Raw genomic sequence first — 18,395 nt, 5'->3', positions numbered from 1 at the left:
TCGCAAATGTTTCGGCTGTAATAATTCGAATAAAGGTTAACCTTCTGGAAATCTTCGAGTCGGTAGGAAGAAACACAACGACATTAGTGTGATTAGTGTTGCAAGGCACTGGGCCGGTCAACCTGCAAAATTCAGTGAGCGAATACACGGGAGCTTGCCGGTCGATGCCTGCAACAGGCACGCTGGGTACATGGAGTCACTATTTGATGACAGTGCCTTTGAACGCACCGGGGGACAAGTTCGTCCCGGAGCGTGGCACCTGCCCGGTTGGCTAAGCCCTACCGCGCAGGATTGGATTGTCGCACGCTTTTTCCAGTGGGGACACGGACCCGTTCCTCCCCACCGCACGCAAATTAATGGTCATCCCATGAGCGTGCAATCTTTAAGTTTGGGCTGGCACTGGAGTCCCAACCGGTACTCAAAAACCGCCGATGACCTCGGCGGTGCACCAGTGGCACCCATGGAACAATGGTTGGTTCGTTTAGGCCAGCAAGCACTCGCAGAAGCTACCGGTGATGCCGCACGTGCTGCCGCCTACCAACCGGACGCAGCCATTGTGAATTTTTATGATCAGCACGCCACGATGGGCATGCATCAAGATGCCGAGGAACGTATCAACGCCCCGGTGGTATCTCTTTCCATCGGGGACTCGGCAACCTTCCGGCTTGGCAATACGGAAAATCGCAATCGTCCCTGGCAAGAACTGCGCTTGGCTTCAGGAGACCTATTCATCTTTGACGGCCCGGCGCGCTTTGCCTATCACGGGGTGACAAAGATCCATCCGGGTACCGCCCCGGCCGAATGTCAGTTGGGCGCCGGACGCATCAACATCACCCTCCGGCAGACCGGTCTGAGCGACAGTTAGCTGCTTTAGCTATCCAAATCGACGGTGGCTTGCAGGGCGTAATGGTCAGAATCGCCAATCTCTAGGCGTTCAAGTCCGGCAGAATCCACCCCACGCAGCATCACGTGATCAATGCCCAGCATCGGGAAGGGGGAGCGCGGCCAAGTCAAGGCCAGTCCCCACTTGCTGTATTTGGCCTCATCCATGGCCTTGGCAATGGGTGCAAAGTGCCGGTCGGTGCTGGTGGCGTTGAAGTCGCCGGCAGCAACAATCCTCGCCGACTGATCTTTGGAGACGAAGTTAGCAAGCGACGCTAGCATCATGTCGCGTTCATCGTGTCCGGTGGGACGTGCCGAGGCAGCATGAACTGAATACAGCCGCACGGTACTTTGCCCGGTATTCACATCAACGCGTAGGGCTCGATTCCAACCCAGCCCCAAATCTAGTGGTTCCGGGTTCTCCAGCGGGTAGGCGCTCCATACACCTACGGTACTGACCATGTACTTGTAGGGATGAGATTTGGCCAGTTCTGCACTGATCTGGTCTTCTTGGCCTTCGCCGATTTCTTGCAGAGTAATAACCTCTGCCCCTGCGTCAGCTAGCTCCTTGGCTGCCTGCACTCCGGCTGATTCGTGCACGTTTTGGGTTGCGACCTTCAGGGCAGCCTGCGGTGCATGTTGGGTAGCGGGGATGAAGTTTGGCCCAAACAGGACCGCCCAGACAACCACAGGAACAAGTAGGCCGATGAAGCTAGCCCGGCCTCGCACCACCAGGGCGATAAGGAATAGCACCGGGATGCCCAGTCCCGCCCAGGGAGCCAAATTATCTACAACAAGTCCAAGTCCCAAGACATCGGGGATCTGTTGATGGAATACCAAAAGCCCTGCCAGCGCTAGGCAGAGCAGAACAAAAAAGATCCTCGCGATAATCAGCGAGATCGGAAGGCGTTGGTGCGATGCATGAGACATAGGACTTAAACAGTGGCACAAAATACTGTGGGATTCGTAATTTTCAGCTGGAGAAGTACCCCGGCGATTCGACACAGTCACTACGATAGGAATAGAGCGCCGAGGATGCCGCGATCAAGCAACAGCCTAGAATTGAGTACTAAATGACTGCCTACCTGTCCGGCGGAAAATTATTATTGGCGATCCTCGCTCTGGCCATGGGTGGCTTTGGTATCGGCGTTACCGAATTTTCAATGATGGGCCTGCTTCAAGAGGGCGCGAGTGACCTTCAAGTGACTAACTCGCAGATGGGTCTGATGATCAGTGCCTATGCCATGGGTGTTGTTATTGGCGCCCCCGTATTGACCGCTATGGCTGCCAAGATCCCACGCAAGCGTGCGGTGCAGCTACTGATCCTTTTCTTCACCCTGGCAAATCTTTCCTCGGCTTTTGCTCCTGATTACAACACCATGCTTATTACCCGTTTCCTTGCTGGGCTTCCCCACGGTGCGTACTTTGGCTTGGCCGGTGTGCTGGCCGGTAGCTTGGTTCCAGGAACCATGCGTGGCCGCGCCATTGCGTGGGTCATGCTCGGGTTGTCGGTAGCCAACGTCGGTGGTGTTCCGCTGGTAACCATGCTTGGACAGCAAGCTGGCTGGCGCTCAATGTTCTACATTGTTGCCTTTATCGGATTGGTGACCGCGGTACTGATTACGCTCTTTGTTCCGTGGCGCAGGGTGGAATCCGGAGCAAGTATTCGACGGGAACTTACCGCTTTGAAGAGTCCCCAGATCTGGTTGGCCATGGCCACCGGAATCGTGGGCTTCGGTGGTTTCTTCGCGGTGTATTCCTACATCTCACCAACCTTGACCGAAGAGTCCGGGCTGGCCATCAACCTAGTACCTATTGCCTTGGCGCTGTATGGCCTGGGCATGGTGATTGGTTCTTTGATTGGTGGCCGCTTGGCTGACTGGTCGGTGTTTGGTGCCATCAAGCTTTCGAGCATCCTAATGGCTGCAACCATGCTGGTCTTCGCCGCTGTGGCTAGCTGGGTCATCCCAACGATGATCATGGTCTTCATTTTGGGTGCCGTTGGGTCCCTATTAATTCCAAGTTTGCAGACCCTGCTGATGGACTCGGCACCGCATGCCCAGTCGCTAGCGGCATCGCTGAATCACTCGGCACTAAACGTGGCTAATGCCTTGGGCGCTGCCTTGGGCGCGGCAGTGATTTCCGCTGGCTTCGGTTACCGTGCACCGTCGTTGGTGGGCGCAGGGTTGGCCGTCTTGGGCTTGCTGATTGCTTTGATTACGCAGATGCGTGCCAGGAAGATTGGCCTGCTCGTGGGCCGAGACGCTGTCGCAGCCCGCGAACACACCGTTGCTGATTAGTCGCGAACAGCTGAAATGTTGAACATCCAGACCACGCCGAACTTGTCGCGGAGCTGACCGAAGGAGTCGCCCCACGGGGCCTTCTCCAATGGCATTTCGATAGTGGCACCTTCACCGAGGGCTTCCCACCACTTGTGGAGCACGTCGTCGTCGGCGGTGTTGGTGGCGTCGCTGCTTAGAGCGATGACGCCGTTGCCGGTGACGTTCATTTCTGGCGGGGTATCCGAGGCCATCAGGTGGATGCCACGTTCAATGAACAGTGAGGAATGCATGATCAAATCAGCCGTAGCTGGATTGCCATCGTTCATTCCCTCCTGGAAAGTCATCATCGATAGCTCGCCGCCGAGGGCTGCGTTGTAGAATTCCATGGCTTCGCGGGCATCACCGGCGAAGCGAAGGTATGGGGTAATTCCAATGGCCATGTGAACGCACCTTTCACTCAATGTCTGTTGGAACCGATCGGCCCCGAGATCATTCTTACCACTGTGCACGGACAAATAGAATAGTGGCCTGTGATTAGGATCTCTGAGAGCGGATTTGGTGTTTTTCGATACCCTCCGGTAGAGTTTTATCTCGGTTCAACGATAGAAATATCAAAGAATCCAAATCTTTTGGGGGTATGGCGCAGTTGGTAGCGCGTCTGCATGGCATGCAGAAGGTCAGGGGTTCGAATCCCCTTACCTCCACAAATTTGAATAAAATTCTCCCGGTCATCTGACCGGGAGATTTTTCTTTTCCTCGCGCGAATCCCAAAGATCTCTTCTGGTTCAACTCGTAGGACCTTGAACGTAGGCCTACGGCCTCGGATTCTTTGTGTATGCAGGATGACAAGAACACTCATTGCCCGGAGTGAATCATCCGCAAGTAGGGTGTACTTCCCAAGTGAAGGTGTGAAAATAGGAAAATGAATTCACGCTCGGGTCTCATCCTTTCAGGCGCATTACTTCTCGCTGTTCCATCGTTGGCTGGGTGTTCTATAGCGGACCCGCAGCGTGCTCTGACTCTGCAGGAGCTTGTAAATTCCGACAGCCAGGGATCAGTAGATGTCACGACTCAGCCGGAAGAAAATACTGAAATTGCCTGCGCAACATCGGTGGATTGCGTTGAAAGCTACAGCACCACAGAGGCCAACTATTTTCGATTTGAGAGCAAAGACCGCGCTAAGGAATTCGGCGATACGCTTCAGGACGGGTTCACAATGAACTACATCGTCATGGACTTTGCGGGCAAAGACGCTTCTGTGGAGCACCAGCTATGGGCGATGCAAGAACTAGCGGGTACATGGAATGACTACGAAGGAGACTTTCCAGACCGTCGCTAGTGATCCTGCTTGATCGCTTCCCATGATGAACCCGAAATCGTGGCGAGGGGCCCAAGAGAATGGATGGTTCACGCGAGGCAGGTGAGAGGCGCCGACAGGCGGAACCTAGAGTACTGCGCGCACCGAAGACTCGAAACTGGCGATATGTTCGCGGGCAAGCTCGCTGGCGGTAGATGGGTCTTGATCCAGTACGGCCTGTAACAACGCCTGATGTTCGGCGATGTGTTCTTCAATGCTTGGCAAGCGATCCAAGGTCAGGCACCAGATGCGGGTAGCTAGGTTGTCCAACCTGATCAGCGTCTCTTCCATGTGATGGTTTGCTGCAGCTTGGTAGATCAGCCGGTGTACGGCCAAATCATTTTCCATCAGCGTGCGCCGTGACTCATCACCTTTGAAGTTCGTAATGGCGTGCAGGGTCTGTTCAATCTGGGCACGTAACGATCCGCCGCCTAATGCTGCCGCGCGATCAGCTGCCAGTGGCTCTAGGGCAAGGCGGACTTCGGTGATGGCCGCAAGCTCAGTGATGTCCACCCGCGTGGCAAAGGTTCCGCGACGCGGATAAGAATGAACTAGATGGTCAACTTCCAAGCGCTTGAGAGCCTCGCGTAGGGGAGTGCGCCCGATGTTCAGTTCTTGCACCAAGGCAGCCTCATTGATCGGCTCACCTGGAGCAATGTCCAACATGATTAAACGGTCGCGCAGTATCTGGTAGGCGCGATCTGAGAGAGATTCACTCACTGAAGTCCTCCTGCTGTGCGTAGCATCCACGTAATTTTCGCCAACCCATTGACCGGGTTTCGTTTTCTATCATACAGTGAATTGCAGATTGATATATCAGTTGTCGGCAATTCATACATTGAAATGGTCCTGGCGGAGATTGGAGATTCATTGTGGCTGATCTGTTACCTGAGCACCCGGAGTTCCTGTGGGCGAACCCGGACCCTAAAAAGTCTTATGACGTAGTTATCGTCGGCGGAGGTGGCCACGGCTTGGCTACTGCGTACTTCTTGGCGAAGAACCACGGCATCACCAACGTGGCAGTCATAGAAAAGGGTTGGTTGGCTGGCGGGAACATGGCCCGCAACACCACCATCATCCGCTCGAACTACCTCTGGGATGAATCGGCTGGCATCTACGAAAAGTCACTGAAACTCTGGGAACAGCTACCCGAAGATTTGGAATACGACTTCCTCTTCTCCCAGCGCGGTGTCCTAAACCTGGCTCACACCCTGGGCGACGTACGCGAATCTGTACGTCGTGTGGAAGCTAATAAGCTCAACGGGGTAGACGCAGAATGGCTTGACCCATCCCAGGTCAAGGAAGCCTGCCCCATTATCAATACCAGCGACAACATCCGCTACCCGGTCATGGGCGCCACCTGGCAGCCACGCGCCGGTATCGCCAAGCACGACCACGTTGCCTGGGCCTTCGCCCGCAAGGCCAACGAAATGGGCGTGGACATCATCCAGAACTGTGAAGTCACCGGGTTCATCAAGGACGGCGAAAAGGTCACCGGCGTGAAGACCACGCGCGGCACCATCAACGCCGGCAAGGTCGCGCTCGCCGGCGCGGGGCACTCCTCGGTGCTGGCCGAAATGGCCGGCTTTGAACTGCCGATCCAGTCCCACCCGCTGCAGGCTCTGGTCTCCGAGCTGTTCGAACCGGTGCACCCGACCGTGGTCATGTCCAACCACATCCACGTCTACGTCTCCCAGGCCCACAAGGGCGAACTGGTGATGGGCGCCGGGATCGACAGCTACAACGGCTACGGCCAACGCGGTGCCTTCCACGTGATCGAAGAGCAGATGGCCGCGGCCGTGGAGCTCTTCCCAATCTTCGCCCGGGCGCATGTGCTGCGCACCTGGGGCGGCATCGTGGACACCACCTTGGACGCGTCGCCGATCATCTCCAAGACGCCGATCCAGAACCTGTACGTGAACTGCGGCTGGGGCACCGGCGGGTTCAAGGGAACCCCGGGCGCCGGCTTCACCCTGGCCCACACCATCGCCCACGACGAGGCGCACCCGCTGAACGCCCCGTTCAGCCTCGAACGCTTCGAAACCGGCCACCTGATCGACGAACACGGCGCGGCAGCCGTCGCACACTAGGAGCAGCCACCATGATGCTAATCGACTGCCCGCACTGCGGGCCACGCAACGAAAACGAATTCGGCTACGGCGGCGAAGCCCACGTGGCCTACCCGGAGAATCCCGCGGAGCTGACCGATAAGGAATGGTCCCGCTACCTGTTCTACCGTGGCAACAAGAAGGGCGTGTTCGCCGAACGCTGGGTCCACTCCGGCGGCTGCCGCAAGTGGTTCAACGCCCTGCGCGACACCGTCAGCTACGAATTTTTGGCCGTTTATGGCGCCGGTGAGGCGCAACCTGAGATCCAGCAGCTTCAAGGAGGCACCCGATGAGCAAGCCGCAACGTCTGAGCGAAGAACTCAGCTCACGTGCCCGGATCAACCGAGACGAACCGCTGAACTTGAGCATCGATGGTCACCAGATCTCCGCCTACCGCGGAGACACCGTCGCCAGTGCGATGTTGGCCAACCAGATTCGTGCCTGTGGTCCTTCGCTCTACCTGAAGCGCCCGCGCGGCATCTTGGCCGCCGGGGTAGAAGAGCCCAATGCACTGATTACCGTGGCTGCTCGTCACGAAGCAGACATCAACGAATCCATGCTCCCGGCAACCACCGTCTCAGTCACCGAGGGCGTAGCCGTTAGCCTGCTCTCCGGTTTGGGTGTGCTGGATCCAAACACCGACACTGCCTACTATGACCACGTGCACGTACACACCGATGTCCTGGTGGTTGGTGCAGGTCCTGCCGGTTTGGCCGCGGCGCGTGAAGCTTCGCGCTCCGGCGCCCGGGTGATGCTGCTCGATGAGCGCCCCGAAGCTGGCGGCACTCTGCTGGATACTGCCGGTGAGCAGATTGATGGCAAGGATTCCACCGACTGGATCAGCGAAGTGGTCGGTGACTTGGCCCAGGCCGAGGAAACCACACACCTGCAGCGCACCACGGTTTTTGGATCCTATGATGCCAACTACCTGGTGGCCGTTGAACGCCGCACCGTGCACCTAGATGCTGCGGCTGCACCCGGTGTTTCCCGTGAGCGCATCTGGCACATCCGTGCCGGACAGGTTGTGTTGGCTACCGGCGCCCACGAGCGACCGGTGGTCTTTGAAAACAATGACCGCCCGGGCATCATGCTTGCCGGTGCGGTGCGCAGTTACTTGAACCGTTACGGGGTTCGTGCAGGGGAGAAGATCGCGGTCTTCACCACCAACGACTCTGCCTACCAATTGGTCAGCGAATTAGCTGCCTCCGGTTCAGTGGTGGCAGTGGTTGATGCACGGCAGAACATTTCCGCCGCGGCCGCCCAAGCGGTAGCCGACGGGGTGCAAGTCATCTCGGGTTCTGCTGTGGTTGATACCGAAGCCAATGAAGATGGGGAGCTTTCGGCCATCTTTGTTGCCACCCTAGATGAACAGCGTGAGCTGGGCGAAGTCACCCGCATTGATGTCGACGTGCTGGCTGTGGCCGGTGGCTTCAACCCGGTAGTACACCTGCACTCGCAGCGCCAGGGCAAGCTGGACTGGAATAACAGCATTCATGCTTTTGTCCCCGCCAACGCGGTAGCCAACCAGCACTTGGCTGGAGCTGTGACCGGACTACTTGATACCGCTAGCGCCTTGTCCACGGGCGCCGCCACCGGTGCAGCCGCAGCGAGCGCTGCCGGTTTTGACACCGTTGCTCGGGTGCCACAGGCCCCGGATACAACGATGGGTGAAACCCGTCCGGTCTGGCTGGTGCCCTCACGATTTGGTGATGACGCAGCAAACTACAAGTTCCACTTTGTGGACCTGCAGCGTGACCAGACAGTAGCTGACGTACTGCGCGCTACAGGCGCTGGCATGCAGTCGGTGGAACATATCAAGCGTTACACCTCGATCTCCACCGCTAATGATCAGGGCAAGACGTCCGGTGTGGCAGCTATCGGTGTGATTGCCGCGGTTCTGGGCATTGAAAACCCGGCCACCGTTGGCACCACCACCTTCCGTGCACCGTACACCCCGGTGGCTTTTGCCGCCTTGGCTGGACGCAACCGCGGGGACCAATTGGATCCTGCACGGTTGACCGCCATGCATTCCTGGCATGTAGAGCACGACGCGGAATTTGAAGATGTTGGACAGTGGAAGCGCCCTTGGTACTACCCACAAGCCGGCGAAGACATGGAAACCGCGGTTTACCGTGAGTGCAAGGCCGTACGTGAATCGGTGGGCATGCTTGATGCCACCACCTTAGGCAAAATTGAAATTCGCGGAGCAGACGCCGCAGAATTCTTGAACCGCATCTACACTAACGGATACACCAAGCTCAAGGTTGGCATGGGGCGCTACGGCGTGATGTGCAAGCCCGACGGCATGATCTTTGATGATGGTGTAACCCTGCGTTTGGCTGAAGATCGCTTCTTGATGCACACCACCACCGGTAACGCGGCGGCGGTACTGGACTGGTTGGAAGAATGGTTGCAGACCGAATGGCCAGAGCTGGACGTGGTGTGCACCTCGGTGACCGAACAGCTAGCCACCGTAGCAGTAGTGGGGCCAAAGTCCCGCGAAGTAATCGCCAAGCTCGCCTCCAGCGTTGATGTCTCCAACGAAGCCTTTAAGTTCATGGCATTCCAAGACATCGTGCTGGATTCCGGGATCGAAGCACGACTATCGCGCATCTCCTTCTCTGGAGAATTAGCCTTTGAAATTGCCATCCCGGCATGGCATGGACTCAAGGTTTGGCAGGACGTGTACGAGGCCGGCCAAGAATTTGGTATCACCCCCTATGGCACCGAAACCATGCACGTACTGCGTGCAGAAAAGGGCTTCATTATTGTCGGTCAGGACACCGACGGTACGGTCACCCCGCAAGATGCCGGTATGGATTGGGTTGTTTCCAAGCTTAAGGACTTTGTCGGTAACCGCTCCTACTCACGAGCAGATAACCAGCGCGAGGACCGCAAGCACCTGGTCTCGGTGTTGCCGGTAGATAAGAACCTACTCTTGCCAGAAGGTGCAGCACTGGTATCGGTGGAGGAACTGGCCGCCGAGGGGATCACCCCAATGGACGGCTGGGTCACCAGCTCCTATAACTCGGCTGCATTGGGCCGAACCTTTGGTTTGGCGCTAATCAAAAATGGGCGCAACCGCATCGGTGAAACCCTGCGAACCCCGGTAAATGGCCAGCTTGTTGAGGTCACCATCGGTGAAACCGTCCTCTTTGACCCGGAAGGAAGCCGTCGAGATGGCTAATGACACTTTGATCAAAAATGAAACACGTGTTTCTCCTGCAGCGCACCTGTACCAAGAAATGGCTGACGCTTCGGTGCCCGGCGCATTGTCGTTGAGTGAAGTTGCCTTCAGCACCAAGGTCTCGGTGCGTTGTGCACCGGGCAGTGCTGGCTTTGACGCCGTGGCAACAGCTACCGGTGTGGGCTTGCCTCAAAAGGTCGGAGAGGTGCGCGGTGAAGTGGATACCGTGGCAGTGCTCTGGCTGGGCCCGGACGAGTTCTTGGTGGCAGCCCCGGAGGATGCGCAACTGGCGGCTAAACTCGATCAAACTCTAGGGGAAAATCCAGGACAGGTAGTGGACCTTTCGGCCAACCGCAGCGTGCTGGAACTTACCGGTGCTAAAGCCCCGCTGGTGCTGCGCAAGAGCTGTCCGGCAGATCTTCATCCACGAGCATTTGCGGTGAATCACGCGATCACTACATCACTGGCTAACATTCCAGTATTGCTCTGGCGTACCGGTGAAGAAAGCTGGCGGATCATGCCGCGAGCTTCCTTCACCGAGCACACCGTGCGCTGGCTCATTGATGCGATGATCGAATTTCGTACCGAAACAATCTAGTCGGATTAGCCTAGACGGACTACTCGTCTAGTGCGCGGTAGGTGCGTTGGGCATCCACCGATTGCACGGAATCTAATCCACGTAACTGTGTAGCAACCTGCTCGCTGCCCTGACCAATAACTTGGCCCAGGGCAGCGAGCACTCGTTTAACTTGTAAACCGTGAGATTCAAGTTCACTCACCGCACCGGTGGCTTCAATGCCCTCGGCCAGCGTGATGACATATACCGGTAATTCAGAGTCGGACATGAGCCTAGCTTTCTGCGCTGGTGGGGGCTTGGGCCAGGCCGGCACCCACATCGGTGGTCGGCAAGGACAGGCTGCGAGCTTCTTGGACTAACTTGTCCCACAGTTCTTGGGCACGTAACCCGGTGGATTCTGCCAGCAGTGCGGCAAGCCCGGCCACATGCGGGGTCGCCATGGAGGTACCACTGATGGTGTTGTAACGCTGGGAGCCTGGCCAAGAGGAATAAACATCTACACCAGGACCGGCAATGTCCACCTCGCCGCCCTCGGTGCTGATCGCTTGGGCCGAGAAGTCAGCAACCGCCAGTTTGGAGTCCACCGCAGCGACCGCCATGATGTACGGGCTATTAGCCGGTGCGCCCACAAAACCGGGGTTTCCCGCTGAACGCTGGGCATTGTTGCCGGCGGCGGCCACGATCAACGAGCCTAGTTCCAAGGCTCGCCGGCCGGCGGTGACGTAGGGCGGGTGCACGGTTTTTACATCGGCGCCCAGCGACATTGAAATGACTTGGCATTTGTTTTCCAGCGCCCAGTTGATGCCAGCGAGGATATTGGAGTCAGAACCTGAGCCGTCGGCGCCGAGCACCTTGCCGGCAAAGATATTCGCCTCGCTGGCCACGCCATAACCCGGGCCTTGCTCAGGAGTGCGTGGTCCACAGGAGGTGCCGATGCAGTGGGTTCCATGACCGTGGCTGTCGGCAGCATCTTCGCCGTCCACCAGAGATTTGGTGGTGACGTTGCGTCCGGCAAAATCCGGGTGGTTAGCATCAAAGCCGGTATCCAGAACCGCGAGGTTGATGCCCTTGCCGGTGTAAGAGCTGAGATCTGCGCCCACAGCTTGCAGTCCCCAAGTGAACTGCCCCGTGTCGCTGAAACTGTCCTTGGCTAAAGCATCCGGAAGGATGCGGTAGATCAGTTCGGGTACCACCTCGGCTGGCAATTGGTGGCCTGCGCAGCGTTGGCGGAAATCATCAAGCTGGTCAGCTTTGCTGGTGACCACCGCGATGCCCAACATTGGGAAGTACTCGCTGATGGAGTAGCCCTGTTCGGTTAGCAGTTGAGGAACTTGCTGCTCGCGAGTTTCGGCAGCGATGCCCGGGGTTGCCGGATCCGCCGAATCAAAGATGATCACAAAGCGGTCGGGAACTTCGGTGGCTGCTGAGCGTGGAGAGTTTTTGCTGAACATGTCGGGCTCCTTGCTGGTTCGTGGACGTTGCACCTGCGAGTGCTTCGTACTGTACAAGCAGGGCCCGACATGTCACCACGCTCGCCACCGAATACCCAGCGAGCTTTTACTTGGCTGTTTTTACTTGCCCTGCGCCAATTGTGGGTAGAGAGCTTCCAATGGTGCCGACAGTCCGGACTTCACCTGCACGGAGGTTTCGTCAGCGAGAACTTCAAATTCTCCGGCCTCGGTAGCGTCAAGTACCTTGGTCACCAGCACTGCTGGATCCAGCTTTGGATCGGTGCTTGCAGCGGCCATGGCGGTATCAACCCAACCTACGTGCACGCCGACTACCTGCACGCCTGCAGGCTGCAGTTCCAGGCGAAGCGAGTTGGTTGCGGACCACAGGGCTGCCTTGGTAGCCGAGTAAATACCGGCGACTGCATACCAAGCCAGAGCGGAGTGGATATCGATGATTGCGGTGTTCCCACCCTTGGCTGAGAGCAGTGGAGCGTAGGCACGAGCCAGGAACAGTGGGCCCAGGAAGTTGGTCTCTACGTTGGCACGGATTTCTTCGTCGCTGTGGCTCAGGATTTCGGAGGTGCTTGTCGAGGCGCCGGCGTTGTTGATCAACACGGTGACATCTGGTGCGGCTTCGACGGCGGCCTTGATGGACGCAGAGTCGGTGACATCCAGGGTCAGCGGTACAACACGCTCGTCATCCCAAACTTGTGGGTTGCGGGCCGAGGCATAGACCTTGGCTGCGCCACGGGCCAGAGCTTCGCGGACAAAGTGGCCACCGATTCCGCCGTTTGCGCCGGTGACTAGAACTACTGCATCTTTAAGTGAAGTCATGAGAATGCTTCCTACTTTCTTTTGTGAATTTGTTTCTGTTGGTTTTAGGCGTGAGCCAGGGTTGGGTAGTCGATGTAGCCCTTTGCTCCACCGACATAGAGTGTGGCTGGGTCCAAATCATTAACCGGTGCGTCGGTACGTAGGCGTTCAACAACATCTGGGATAGCTAGGGCAATGCGTCCCAGCGGTTCGATGTCTGCCAATCCTGCCTCGATGTCCGCACCGATAGTTTCGCGTTCGCGGCCATAGCGCACTACCAGCACGGCCGTTGGCCACGACTGGCGCAGGGAGCGCAGTAGTGCGTCATCGCCCAGGTGATGAACGTGCAGGTAGACCAGATTCAGTTTGGCCAATTCTCCGACCAAGTGTTGGTACTGGGCATGGACATCTGCTGGCTCGCCCTCGAACAGGCCTCCGAGTGGGAAAGCAGGCGAGATGCGGATGCCGGTGCGATCCGCTCCAATTTCTTCGGCAACCGCCTGAGCGACCTCAACGACAAAGCGTGAACGATTTTCTACCGAGCCACCGTATTCGTCGGTGCGTTCGTTGGCATTTGGGGCCAGGAACTGGTGCAACAGGTATCCGTTAGCGGCGTGGATTTCTACACCGTCAGCTCCAGCCGCGATGGCCGAAGCAGCTGCGTGACGGAATTCGCCAATGACTTCTTGGATATCTTCGCGGCTCAGTTCGCGTGGCACGGGAGTCTGCTTTTTACCCTCAAGGGTGAAGATCTCTTGCTCGGCGGAGATCGCTGACGGCGCTACCGGCTGACGATGATGTGGGGTGTTATCCGGGTGAGCCGAGCGGCCAGCGTGCATGAGCTGAATGAACAGGTGCCCACCTTCAGCATGAACCTCATCAGCGACCTTGCGCCAGCCTGCGATGTGCTCTTCGGTGTAGATGCCTGGGGTGTTGAAGTAGCCCTGGCCGTCAGCCGATGGCTGGGTTCCTTCGGTGATAACCAAGCCGAGGGATGCGCGCTGTGCGTAGTACTGTGCGACATGCTCGCCCGGGGTGCCGTCTGCATTTGAGCGGTTGCGGGTCATCGGCGCCAAAGCAAGGCGGTGGGGGAGTTCGATCCGGCCGAGAGTGAACGGCTGCCAAAGGGACGGGGAAGTCATAACGAGCGGTTTCCTTATCTACTAATTGTGGGCACTGTCCTAGGGTTGAGGCCTTGTTGCCTCACGCCATCGTGGAAGAATGGAAGGTGTAAATTTCCAACCCCAGCAAACGGTGACTATAATCAAAACTGAGTGTAGTCATAGTTTATTCCCGGAGGATAAAAAAATGTCAGTGGCGTCCCAGCCCCTAGGGCGGCGTGAGCGGAACAAGCAGGAAAAGCTTGAACGCATCACCGCGGCCGCCAGTAAGCTCTTCGCCAAGTACGGCGTAGACGAAGTGACCACGCAGCAAATTGCCGACGCTGCCGATATCGGCACCGGTACACTATTCCTGTATGCCAAGAACAAAGGCGAACTGCTACTGCTGGTGCAAAATCTGCACTATGCGCAGTCTCTGGAACGCGGATTGGCGGCAGCGAATAAGACCTCCACTGCGCTGGATGGAATTTTGGCCTTTATTGAACCAATCGTTGAATGTAACCGCGTCCAGGTAGAAAATGGCCGTACCTACCTGCGTGAGATGGTTTTTGGAGATCCGGAAGAACCTCACCACGCTGAAGCCTTAGCTATTGTTGAGCAGACTCAAGCGGCGACGGCGAACCTTCTAGTCGAGCGCTCCCATATGCCACAGGATCAGGCAAAGAGTTTTGCTTCGGTGATCTCATCGATCATGTTCTTGGAATTGTCTGCGACGGTCAATGCCCAGTCCAGCAACTCGGAAATCATGGGGCGACTTCGCACCCAAATTTCCTCGATACTGCCAAGCTAAGCTGAGGCAATCAAGCAGTGCACTAAGGCCTGCGCTATTCGGTCAGTGGGTTGGACTGACCGATTGGCGCAGGCCTTAGCAGTTTGCCGGGCGGCTAGGATTCGGGTGCTGCGAGAATCTCGCCACCCTTTACGTAGCGCGGGGTCGTTTCCACATCGTAGGCGTGAACGGCCGAGGTAAAAAGGCGCGATTAGCTCAGAGAGATTGGCAGCCTGACCTCCGGCGAAAAATTTCTCACGCGCCTCGTCGTCAACAAAGCCAAGAATCACCCAAGCATGTAGATGCTGCTCCTCGGGATTATCGTGCGCCACATTTGGGGTATCCCACAGCTTCTGACTCCAAGGCAGAAATACCTGGGTGCGCAGTTCAGTAAGCACACCGGTTTCTACTAGAGCTGGTACCAAAGTTTTCTTCACGAACTTATGGAAGGCCACCGTGCCGGTGTCCTTGCCACGGCGTAGGTACAGCACTGCGCGAGATCCCGGATGGGACCCAAGAGCCACGTCGTACCACCGGGAGGAACTCGGAGGTCCGGCGTAGAGCAAGGTGCGGCGGAAGACATTAACCTCGTCTGCAAAGGCCAATGCGGTTTGCTCGCGCCCGGCCAAAGGGGACAGAGCATTTTCGAAGGTTACTTCGGCGATGCCGTCAATCTTCCGATCCTCGGGAATGAGCGTCTCCAAGGACGGGTGGGCTGGCCACCGTCCAGGATTAGCTTCTGCCAGATGAATCTGCCGATATTCACTCAAGCCCGGAGCATTGGCGATAATCCCCGAATGGGGGCCTTTTCAATAGTCCATGCCGGTTTGGCGTGGCTGGTCCTTGCGCATCCACAGCAAGATCGATGAAGTGAAGTGCTTAGCGACCTCTGGTTTTGCTTTCTCACTCATTTTCATGCCTTCCAATTGATTCTTGCGAAGAAAACGGGACTACTCGGACAGGAACTCGGCGGCGACCGGCGCGAACTTCTCCCAGTACTGGAAGACGCCACCGTGACCGGAGTTCGGGTAAATGATCAGTTCGGATCCGGCGATGCGCTGGTGTAGGTCTACCGAAAGGATCGATGGAACCATCCGGTCATAATCGCCATTGGCGATCAAAGTTGGGATGGTGATCTTTGACAGATCTGAAGGTGCCGAACGGCCAAACTTCACGATGGCCTTGAGCTGGGTTTGCAGCGCTTTAAATGCGATGTCCTTGTCGCGGTCAACGGTGCGCTCCTTCAAACGCTCCACAAAAGCCTTGCCAGCTTTTTTGCCTTCCTTGTTGCGTTCGAAGAACAAGAATTCTTTAGGATCTGAGCGGGTGATGGTGGCGCGGAAGATGTCCCAGTAGGTCACCGCAACCACCTTGTCGATGTTCCGGCCGCCACGTGGTCCGGTGCCGGTGAGCACCAATTTCCGCACCAGATCTGGGTGCTTGACCACTAGGTCCTGAGCGATGAAGCCACCCATAGAGAACGAGAAGATATCGATCTTGTCGTAGCCCAGTGCGGTAATGAAGTTGTACGCGTCATCTGCGGCTGCCTCCAAGGTGTCGGGAACTGTGCCAGAAGATGCGCCTACGCCGCGCTGATCAAAGGTGATAACGTGGCGTTTTTTTGCGATGGCATCAACAATGCGTGGGTCCCAGTTATCCAAGGTTGCTGCCAAGTGGACAAAAAAGACAACCGGGATGCCGCCCTTAGGACCCAACTCGCGGTAGGCAAAATTGACGCCACCGGCACTGATGGTTTTTGCCGGTGCTTGCACGTAGGAAGTGATGACTGGTTCATTTGTGGACATGATTTCTGCTCCTCCTGAGCTTGGGGAATGCTAAATGGTATGAGAACTAGGCGCCGAGGATAACAACTTTGCCTCGGGCGCCACCCTTGGCTAGAGCTTCCAAAGCTTGAGGTGCCTGATCAAATTCAAAGGTCTTGCCAACTACCGGATTGAGCACATCATTGTCGATGAGCTTGGCGATTTTGCGCAGCTGTTCGCCGCTGGCATCCATGAACAAGAACTCGTAGCTGACCCCAAGTTTCTTGGCCTGCTTGCGGATTTTGGCGCTCAACGCGGTGACGGCCAAACGGAACACTACGTTCAGACCCGCCTTAGCTGCGAAGGCAGGATCTGGTGGTCCTGAGATGCCGATGGCCTTGCCGCCGGGACGCAGGATACGCAGTGATTTCTCCAGGTTTTCGCCGCCGAGTGAATCGAGCACTAGATCGTATCCGGAGAGTTCCTTTTCGAAGTCCTGGTTGCGGTAGTCAATAACTTCATCGGCTCCCAGCTCGCGGACAAAGTCGGCATTCTTGGCAGACGCAGTAGTGGCCACATACGCACCGAGGTGCTTGGCGAGCTGGATCGTGATTGAGCCAACGCCACCGGCGCCAGCATGGATCAGCACCTTCTGTCCCGGCTGAATATTTGCGCGGACTACTAGGGCCTGCCATGCAGTGAGCGCAACCATCGGCGACGAAGCGGCCTCTGCGATAGTGATTGTGGTTGGAGCCAAAGCGACGTCGGCCTCATCGATGGCGATGCGTTCGGCAAAGGTGCCAATGCGGAAATCGCGGGGGCGAGCGTAGACCGTGTCCCCGACTTTGAATCCGCGGACCTGGGAGCCGACACTGATGACAGTACCGGCAACGTCGTGGCCAAGGACTAGCGGAGTCTCGTAGGGAAGGATGGTTTTGAATTCGCCTTCACGAATCTTTTCGTCCAGCTGGTTCACGCCAGCTGCCAGTACCTTCACCAGTACGTCGTGCTCGCCGAGGGTTGGCTCGGGAACGTTGGTCTCGCTGAGCGTACCTTTGTATTTATCGATGGCGAATGCTCGCATGTTATGTGCTCCTCTTGGCTGATGTATGGATATTTGTCGAAACGTCGCTCGGTCAGCGACTCAAGAATTTAGTGATGGTTTGTGAAATTGATGCACGGTGTTGGGAGACAACACCATGCCCGGCGTCCGGGTAGATCTGCACCTGCGTTTGGGGGAGTACCCGCTTGAGCGCTTCGGTGTTTTCTGGGAAGACCATTGCGTCAGAATCGCCGTGCAAATCTAGTACGGGGCCAGCGAACCCCAAGGTTACGGGCGTTGCTTGGCCCCAACGCTTGACTGCGCGTAGCTGGGCCACTAATACGTTTGGCGCTACCGGCTTGTCACGACCGGTGGACCGGAGCATTAGCCGAGCCTGATACTCTTTGGCGGCTTGCTTGCCGTTGTCAGTTTTTGTGAAAAACAAGACGGAGGTGGGGTTGGTCAAAGTGATTGCCCCACGTAGGACACCGCGGATGAAAGTCTTGGTCATTTGCGTCAGTCCAGGACCGCTCCGCGGTCCGGTCCCGGCGAAGACTACGCGGTTCACTAATTCGGGTGCTTGGCGTAGGACTTCCAGTGCCACCATCCCGCCCATGGAGAGCCCAAATAGATCAATTTGAGCTAGGCCTAATGCTCGGATGGTCGCTATCGCATCTTGAACCATGGCCTCGAAATTATCTTGCGGTGTTCCGGTAGAAGCACCCACGCCGCGGTAGCCAATTAGGATGACTCGTCGCGTGGCGGCGATGGGGTCGATGAGTTCTGGATCCCAGCTATCGAGGTTCGCGCCCAAATGGGTCAGCCCGACCAGGGGCAAGCTCTCATCCTGAGCATTACCAAGTTCGCGGTAGATGAATTGTGCCCCGGCGGCATCCACCGTGCGATTTTCCGCAGCAACAAGCGATGCTGTGGCACCGTGATCTTCGTTAGGTTGCTTTGTCATTTGCGCTGTGTGCTTCCTGCCTTGTTCGCTGTGAGGATGAAAGGTTTTCATCTCGATGCTTCCGAGTATACTCAATTAT

At 56.9% G+C, this 18,395-nt stretch carries 19 protein-coding genes and 1 tRNA gene; 9 read left to right on the top strand and 11 right to left on the bottom strand.

What is annotated here, in order from left to right; translation table 11 throughout:
• The first annotated feature begins 190 nt into the window (after positions 1-190).
• Positions 191-865 carry an alpha-ketoglutarate-dependent dioxygenase AlkB gene (locus tag EYR88_RS07875; RefSeq protein WP_131089091.1) on the top strand — a complete coding sequence of 225 codons (675 nt, stop codon included), beginning with the start codon at positions 191-193 and terminating at the stop codon, positions 863-865.
• A gap of 5 nt (positions 866-870) precedes the next feature.
• On the opposite strand, the gene EYR88_RS07870 is transcribed toward EYR88_RS07875, so the two are convergent.
• Positions 871-1,812: an endonuclease/exonuclease/phosphatase family protein gene (locus EYR88_RS07870; RefSeq protein ID WP_131089090.1), complete on the bottom strand. Its 942-nt coding sequence runs from the start codon at positions 1,810-1,812 to the stop codon at positions 871-873.
• Between the two features lie 143 nt (positions 1,813-1,955).
• On the opposite strand from EYR88_RS07870, the gene EYR88_RS07865 reads away from it, so the two are divergent.
• Complete coding sequence (locus EYR88_RS07865; RefSeq protein WP_131089089.1) at positions 1,956-3,182, top strand: MFS transporter; 1,227 nt, start codon at positions 1,956-1,958, stop codon at positions 3,180-3,182.
• Here the strand turns inward: EYR88_RS07865 and EYR88_RS07860 are convergent.
• The gene (locus EYR88_RS07860; RefSeq protein ID WP_131089088.1) at positions 3,179-3,604 is read right to left on the bottom strand and encodes a VOC family protein; all 426 of its coding nucleotides are present in this window, start codon (positions 3,602-3,604) and stop codon (positions 3,179-3,181) included. The two genes, EYR88_RS07865 and EYR88_RS07860, sit on opposite strands and share 4 nt — an antisense overlap.
• Before the next feature lie 191 nt (positions 3,605-3,795).
• On the opposite strand from EYR88_RS07860, the gene EYR88_RS07855 reads away from it, so the two are divergent.
• Both EYR88_RS07855 and EYR88_RS07850 read left to right on the top strand, forming a co-directional pair.
• Positions 3,796-3,868, top strand: a tRNA-Ala gene (locus EYR88_RS07855).
• Between the two features lie 218 nt (positions 3,869-4,086).
• The gene (locus tag EYR88_RS07850; protein WP_131089087.1) at positions 4,087-4,503 is read left to right on the top strand and encodes a hypothetical protein; all 417 of its coding nucleotides are present in this window, start codon (positions 4,087-4,089) and stop codon (positions 4,501-4,503) included.
• Positions 4,504-4,608: 105 nt separating this feature from the next.
• Here EYR88_RS07850 and EYR88_RS07845 read toward each other — a convergent pair whose 3' ends face one another.
• On the bottom strand, positions 4,609-5,241 hold the full coding sequence (locus EYR88_RS07845) for a GntR family transcriptional regulator (RefSeq protein ID WP_262199406.1): 633 nt from the start codon (positions 5,239-5,241) through the stop codon (positions 4,609-4,611).
• Between the two features lie 152 nt (positions 5,242-5,393).
• Between EYR88_RS07845 and EYR88_RS07840 the strand changes: the two genes are divergently transcribed.
• Genes EYR88_RS07840 through soxG form a run of 4 tightly spaced genes read left to right on the top strand, consistent with a single transcriptional unit; the run spans position 5,394 to position 10,414 of the window.
• On the top strand, positions 5,394-6,611 hold the full coding sequence (locus EYR88_RS07840) for a sarcosine oxidase subunit beta family protein (protein ID WP_131089086.1): 1,218 nt from the start codon (positions 5,394-5,396) through the stop codon (positions 6,609-6,611).
• Positions 6,612-6,622: 11 nt separating this feature from the next.
• Positions 6,623-6,922: a sarcosine oxidase subunit delta gene (locus EYR88_RS07835; protein WP_131089085.1), complete on the top strand. Its 300-nt coding sequence runs from the start codon at positions 6,623-6,625 to the stop codon at positions 6,920-6,922.
• Positions 6,919-9,816, top strand: a complete 2,898-nt coding sequence (locus tag EYR88_RS07830) for a sarcosine oxidase subunit alpha family protein (RefSeq protein ID WP_131089084.1) — start codon at positions 6,919-6,921, stop codon at positions 9,814-9,816. Before EYR88_RS07835 ends, EYR88_RS07830 begins: the two co-directional genes overlap by 4 nt.
• Positions 9,809-10,414 (top strand): sarcosine oxidase subunit gamma family protein, encoded by a 606-nt coding sequence (soxG, locus tag EYR88_RS07825; protein ID WP_131089083.1) that lies wholly within the window; start codon positions 9,809-9,811, stop codon positions 10,412-10,414. The genes EYR88_RS07830 and soxG overlap by 8 nt, the downstream gene beginning before the upstream one ends.
• Positions 10,415-10,433: 19 nt before the next feature.
• On the opposite strand, the gene EYR88_RS07820 is transcribed toward soxG, so the two are convergent.
• The 4 genes from EYR88_RS07820 to EYR88_RS07805 all read right to left on the bottom strand — a co-directional run bounded on the left by EYR88_RS07820 (position 10,434) and on the right by EYR88_RS07805 (position 13,799).
• A complete protein-coding gene (locus EYR88_RS07820) occupies positions 10,434-10,661 on the bottom strand; it encodes a hypothetical protein (protein WP_131089082.1) in 228 nt (75 codons plus the stop codon).
• 4 nt (positions 10,662-10,665) lie between these two features.
• On the bottom strand, positions 10,666-11,844 hold the full coding sequence (locus EYR88_RS07815; protein ID WP_131089081.1) for a S8 family serine peptidase: 1,179 nt from the start codon (positions 11,842-11,844) through the stop codon (positions 10,666-10,668).
• A 120-nt stretch (positions 11,845-11,964) separates the two neighbouring features.
• Positions 11,965-12,678, bottom strand: coding sequence for an SDR family oxidoreductase (locus tag EYR88_RS07810; protein WP_131089080.1), 714 nt, complete (start codon positions 12,676-12,678; stop codon positions 11,965-11,967).
• 44 nt (positions 12,679-12,722) lie between these two features.
• Complete coding sequence (locus EYR88_RS07805; protein ID WP_131089079.1) at positions 12,723-13,799, bottom strand: alkene reductase; 1,077 nt, start codon at positions 13,797-13,799, stop codon at positions 12,723-12,725.
• Between the two features lie 166 nt (positions 13,800-13,965).
• Between EYR88_RS07805 and EYR88_RS07800 the strand changes: the two genes are divergently transcribed.
• A complete protein-coding gene (locus tag EYR88_RS07800) occupies positions 13,966-14,568 on the top strand; it encodes a TetR/AcrR family transcriptional regulator (RefSeq protein ID WP_131089078.1) in 603 nt (200 codons plus the stop codon).
• On the opposite strand, the gene EYR88_RS07795 is transcribed toward EYR88_RS07800, so the two are convergent.
• The 4 genes from EYR88_RS07795 to EYR88_RS07780 all read right to left on the bottom strand — a co-directional run bounded on the left by EYR88_RS07795 (position 14,565) and on the right by EYR88_RS07780 (position 18,316).
• Positions 14,565-15,317 (bottom strand): strictosidine synthase, encoded by a 753-nt coding sequence (locus EYR88_RS07795; protein WP_207306474.1) that lies wholly within the window; start codon positions 15,315-15,317, stop codon positions 14,565-14,567. The two genes, EYR88_RS07800 and EYR88_RS07795, sit on opposite strands and share 4 nt — an antisense overlap.
• Before the next feature lie 180 nt (positions 15,318-15,497).
• On the bottom strand, positions 15,498-16,352 hold the full coding sequence (locus tag EYR88_RS07790; RefSeq protein WP_131089077.1) for an alpha/beta hydrolase: 855 nt from the start codon (positions 16,350-16,352) through the stop codon (positions 15,498-15,500).
• A 46-nt stretch (positions 16,353-16,398) separates the two neighbouring features.
• Positions 16,399-17,394, bottom strand: a complete 996-nt coding sequence (locus tag EYR88_RS07785) for an NADP-dependent oxidoreductase (protein ID WP_131089076.1) — start codon at positions 17,392-17,394, stop codon at positions 16,399-16,401.
• 52 nt (positions 17,395-17,446) lie between these two features.
• The gene (locus tag EYR88_RS07780; RefSeq protein ID WP_131089075.1) at positions 17,447-18,316 is read right to left on the bottom strand and encodes an alpha/beta hydrolase; all 870 of its coding nucleotides are present in this window, start codon (positions 18,314-18,316) and stop codon (positions 17,447-17,449) included.
• Positions 18,317-18,395 lie beyond the last annotated feature (79 nt).

The sequence above is a fragment of the Arthrobacter sp. S41 genome (genome assembly GCF_004320535.1).
In the GTDB taxonomy this organism is placed as follows: domain Bacteria; phylum Actinomycetota; class Actinomycetes; order Actinomycetales; family Micrococcaceae; genus Glutamicibacter.
Note: the sequence above shows the minus strand (reverse complement) of the source record. Positions and strands in the feature narration are given on the sequence as shown.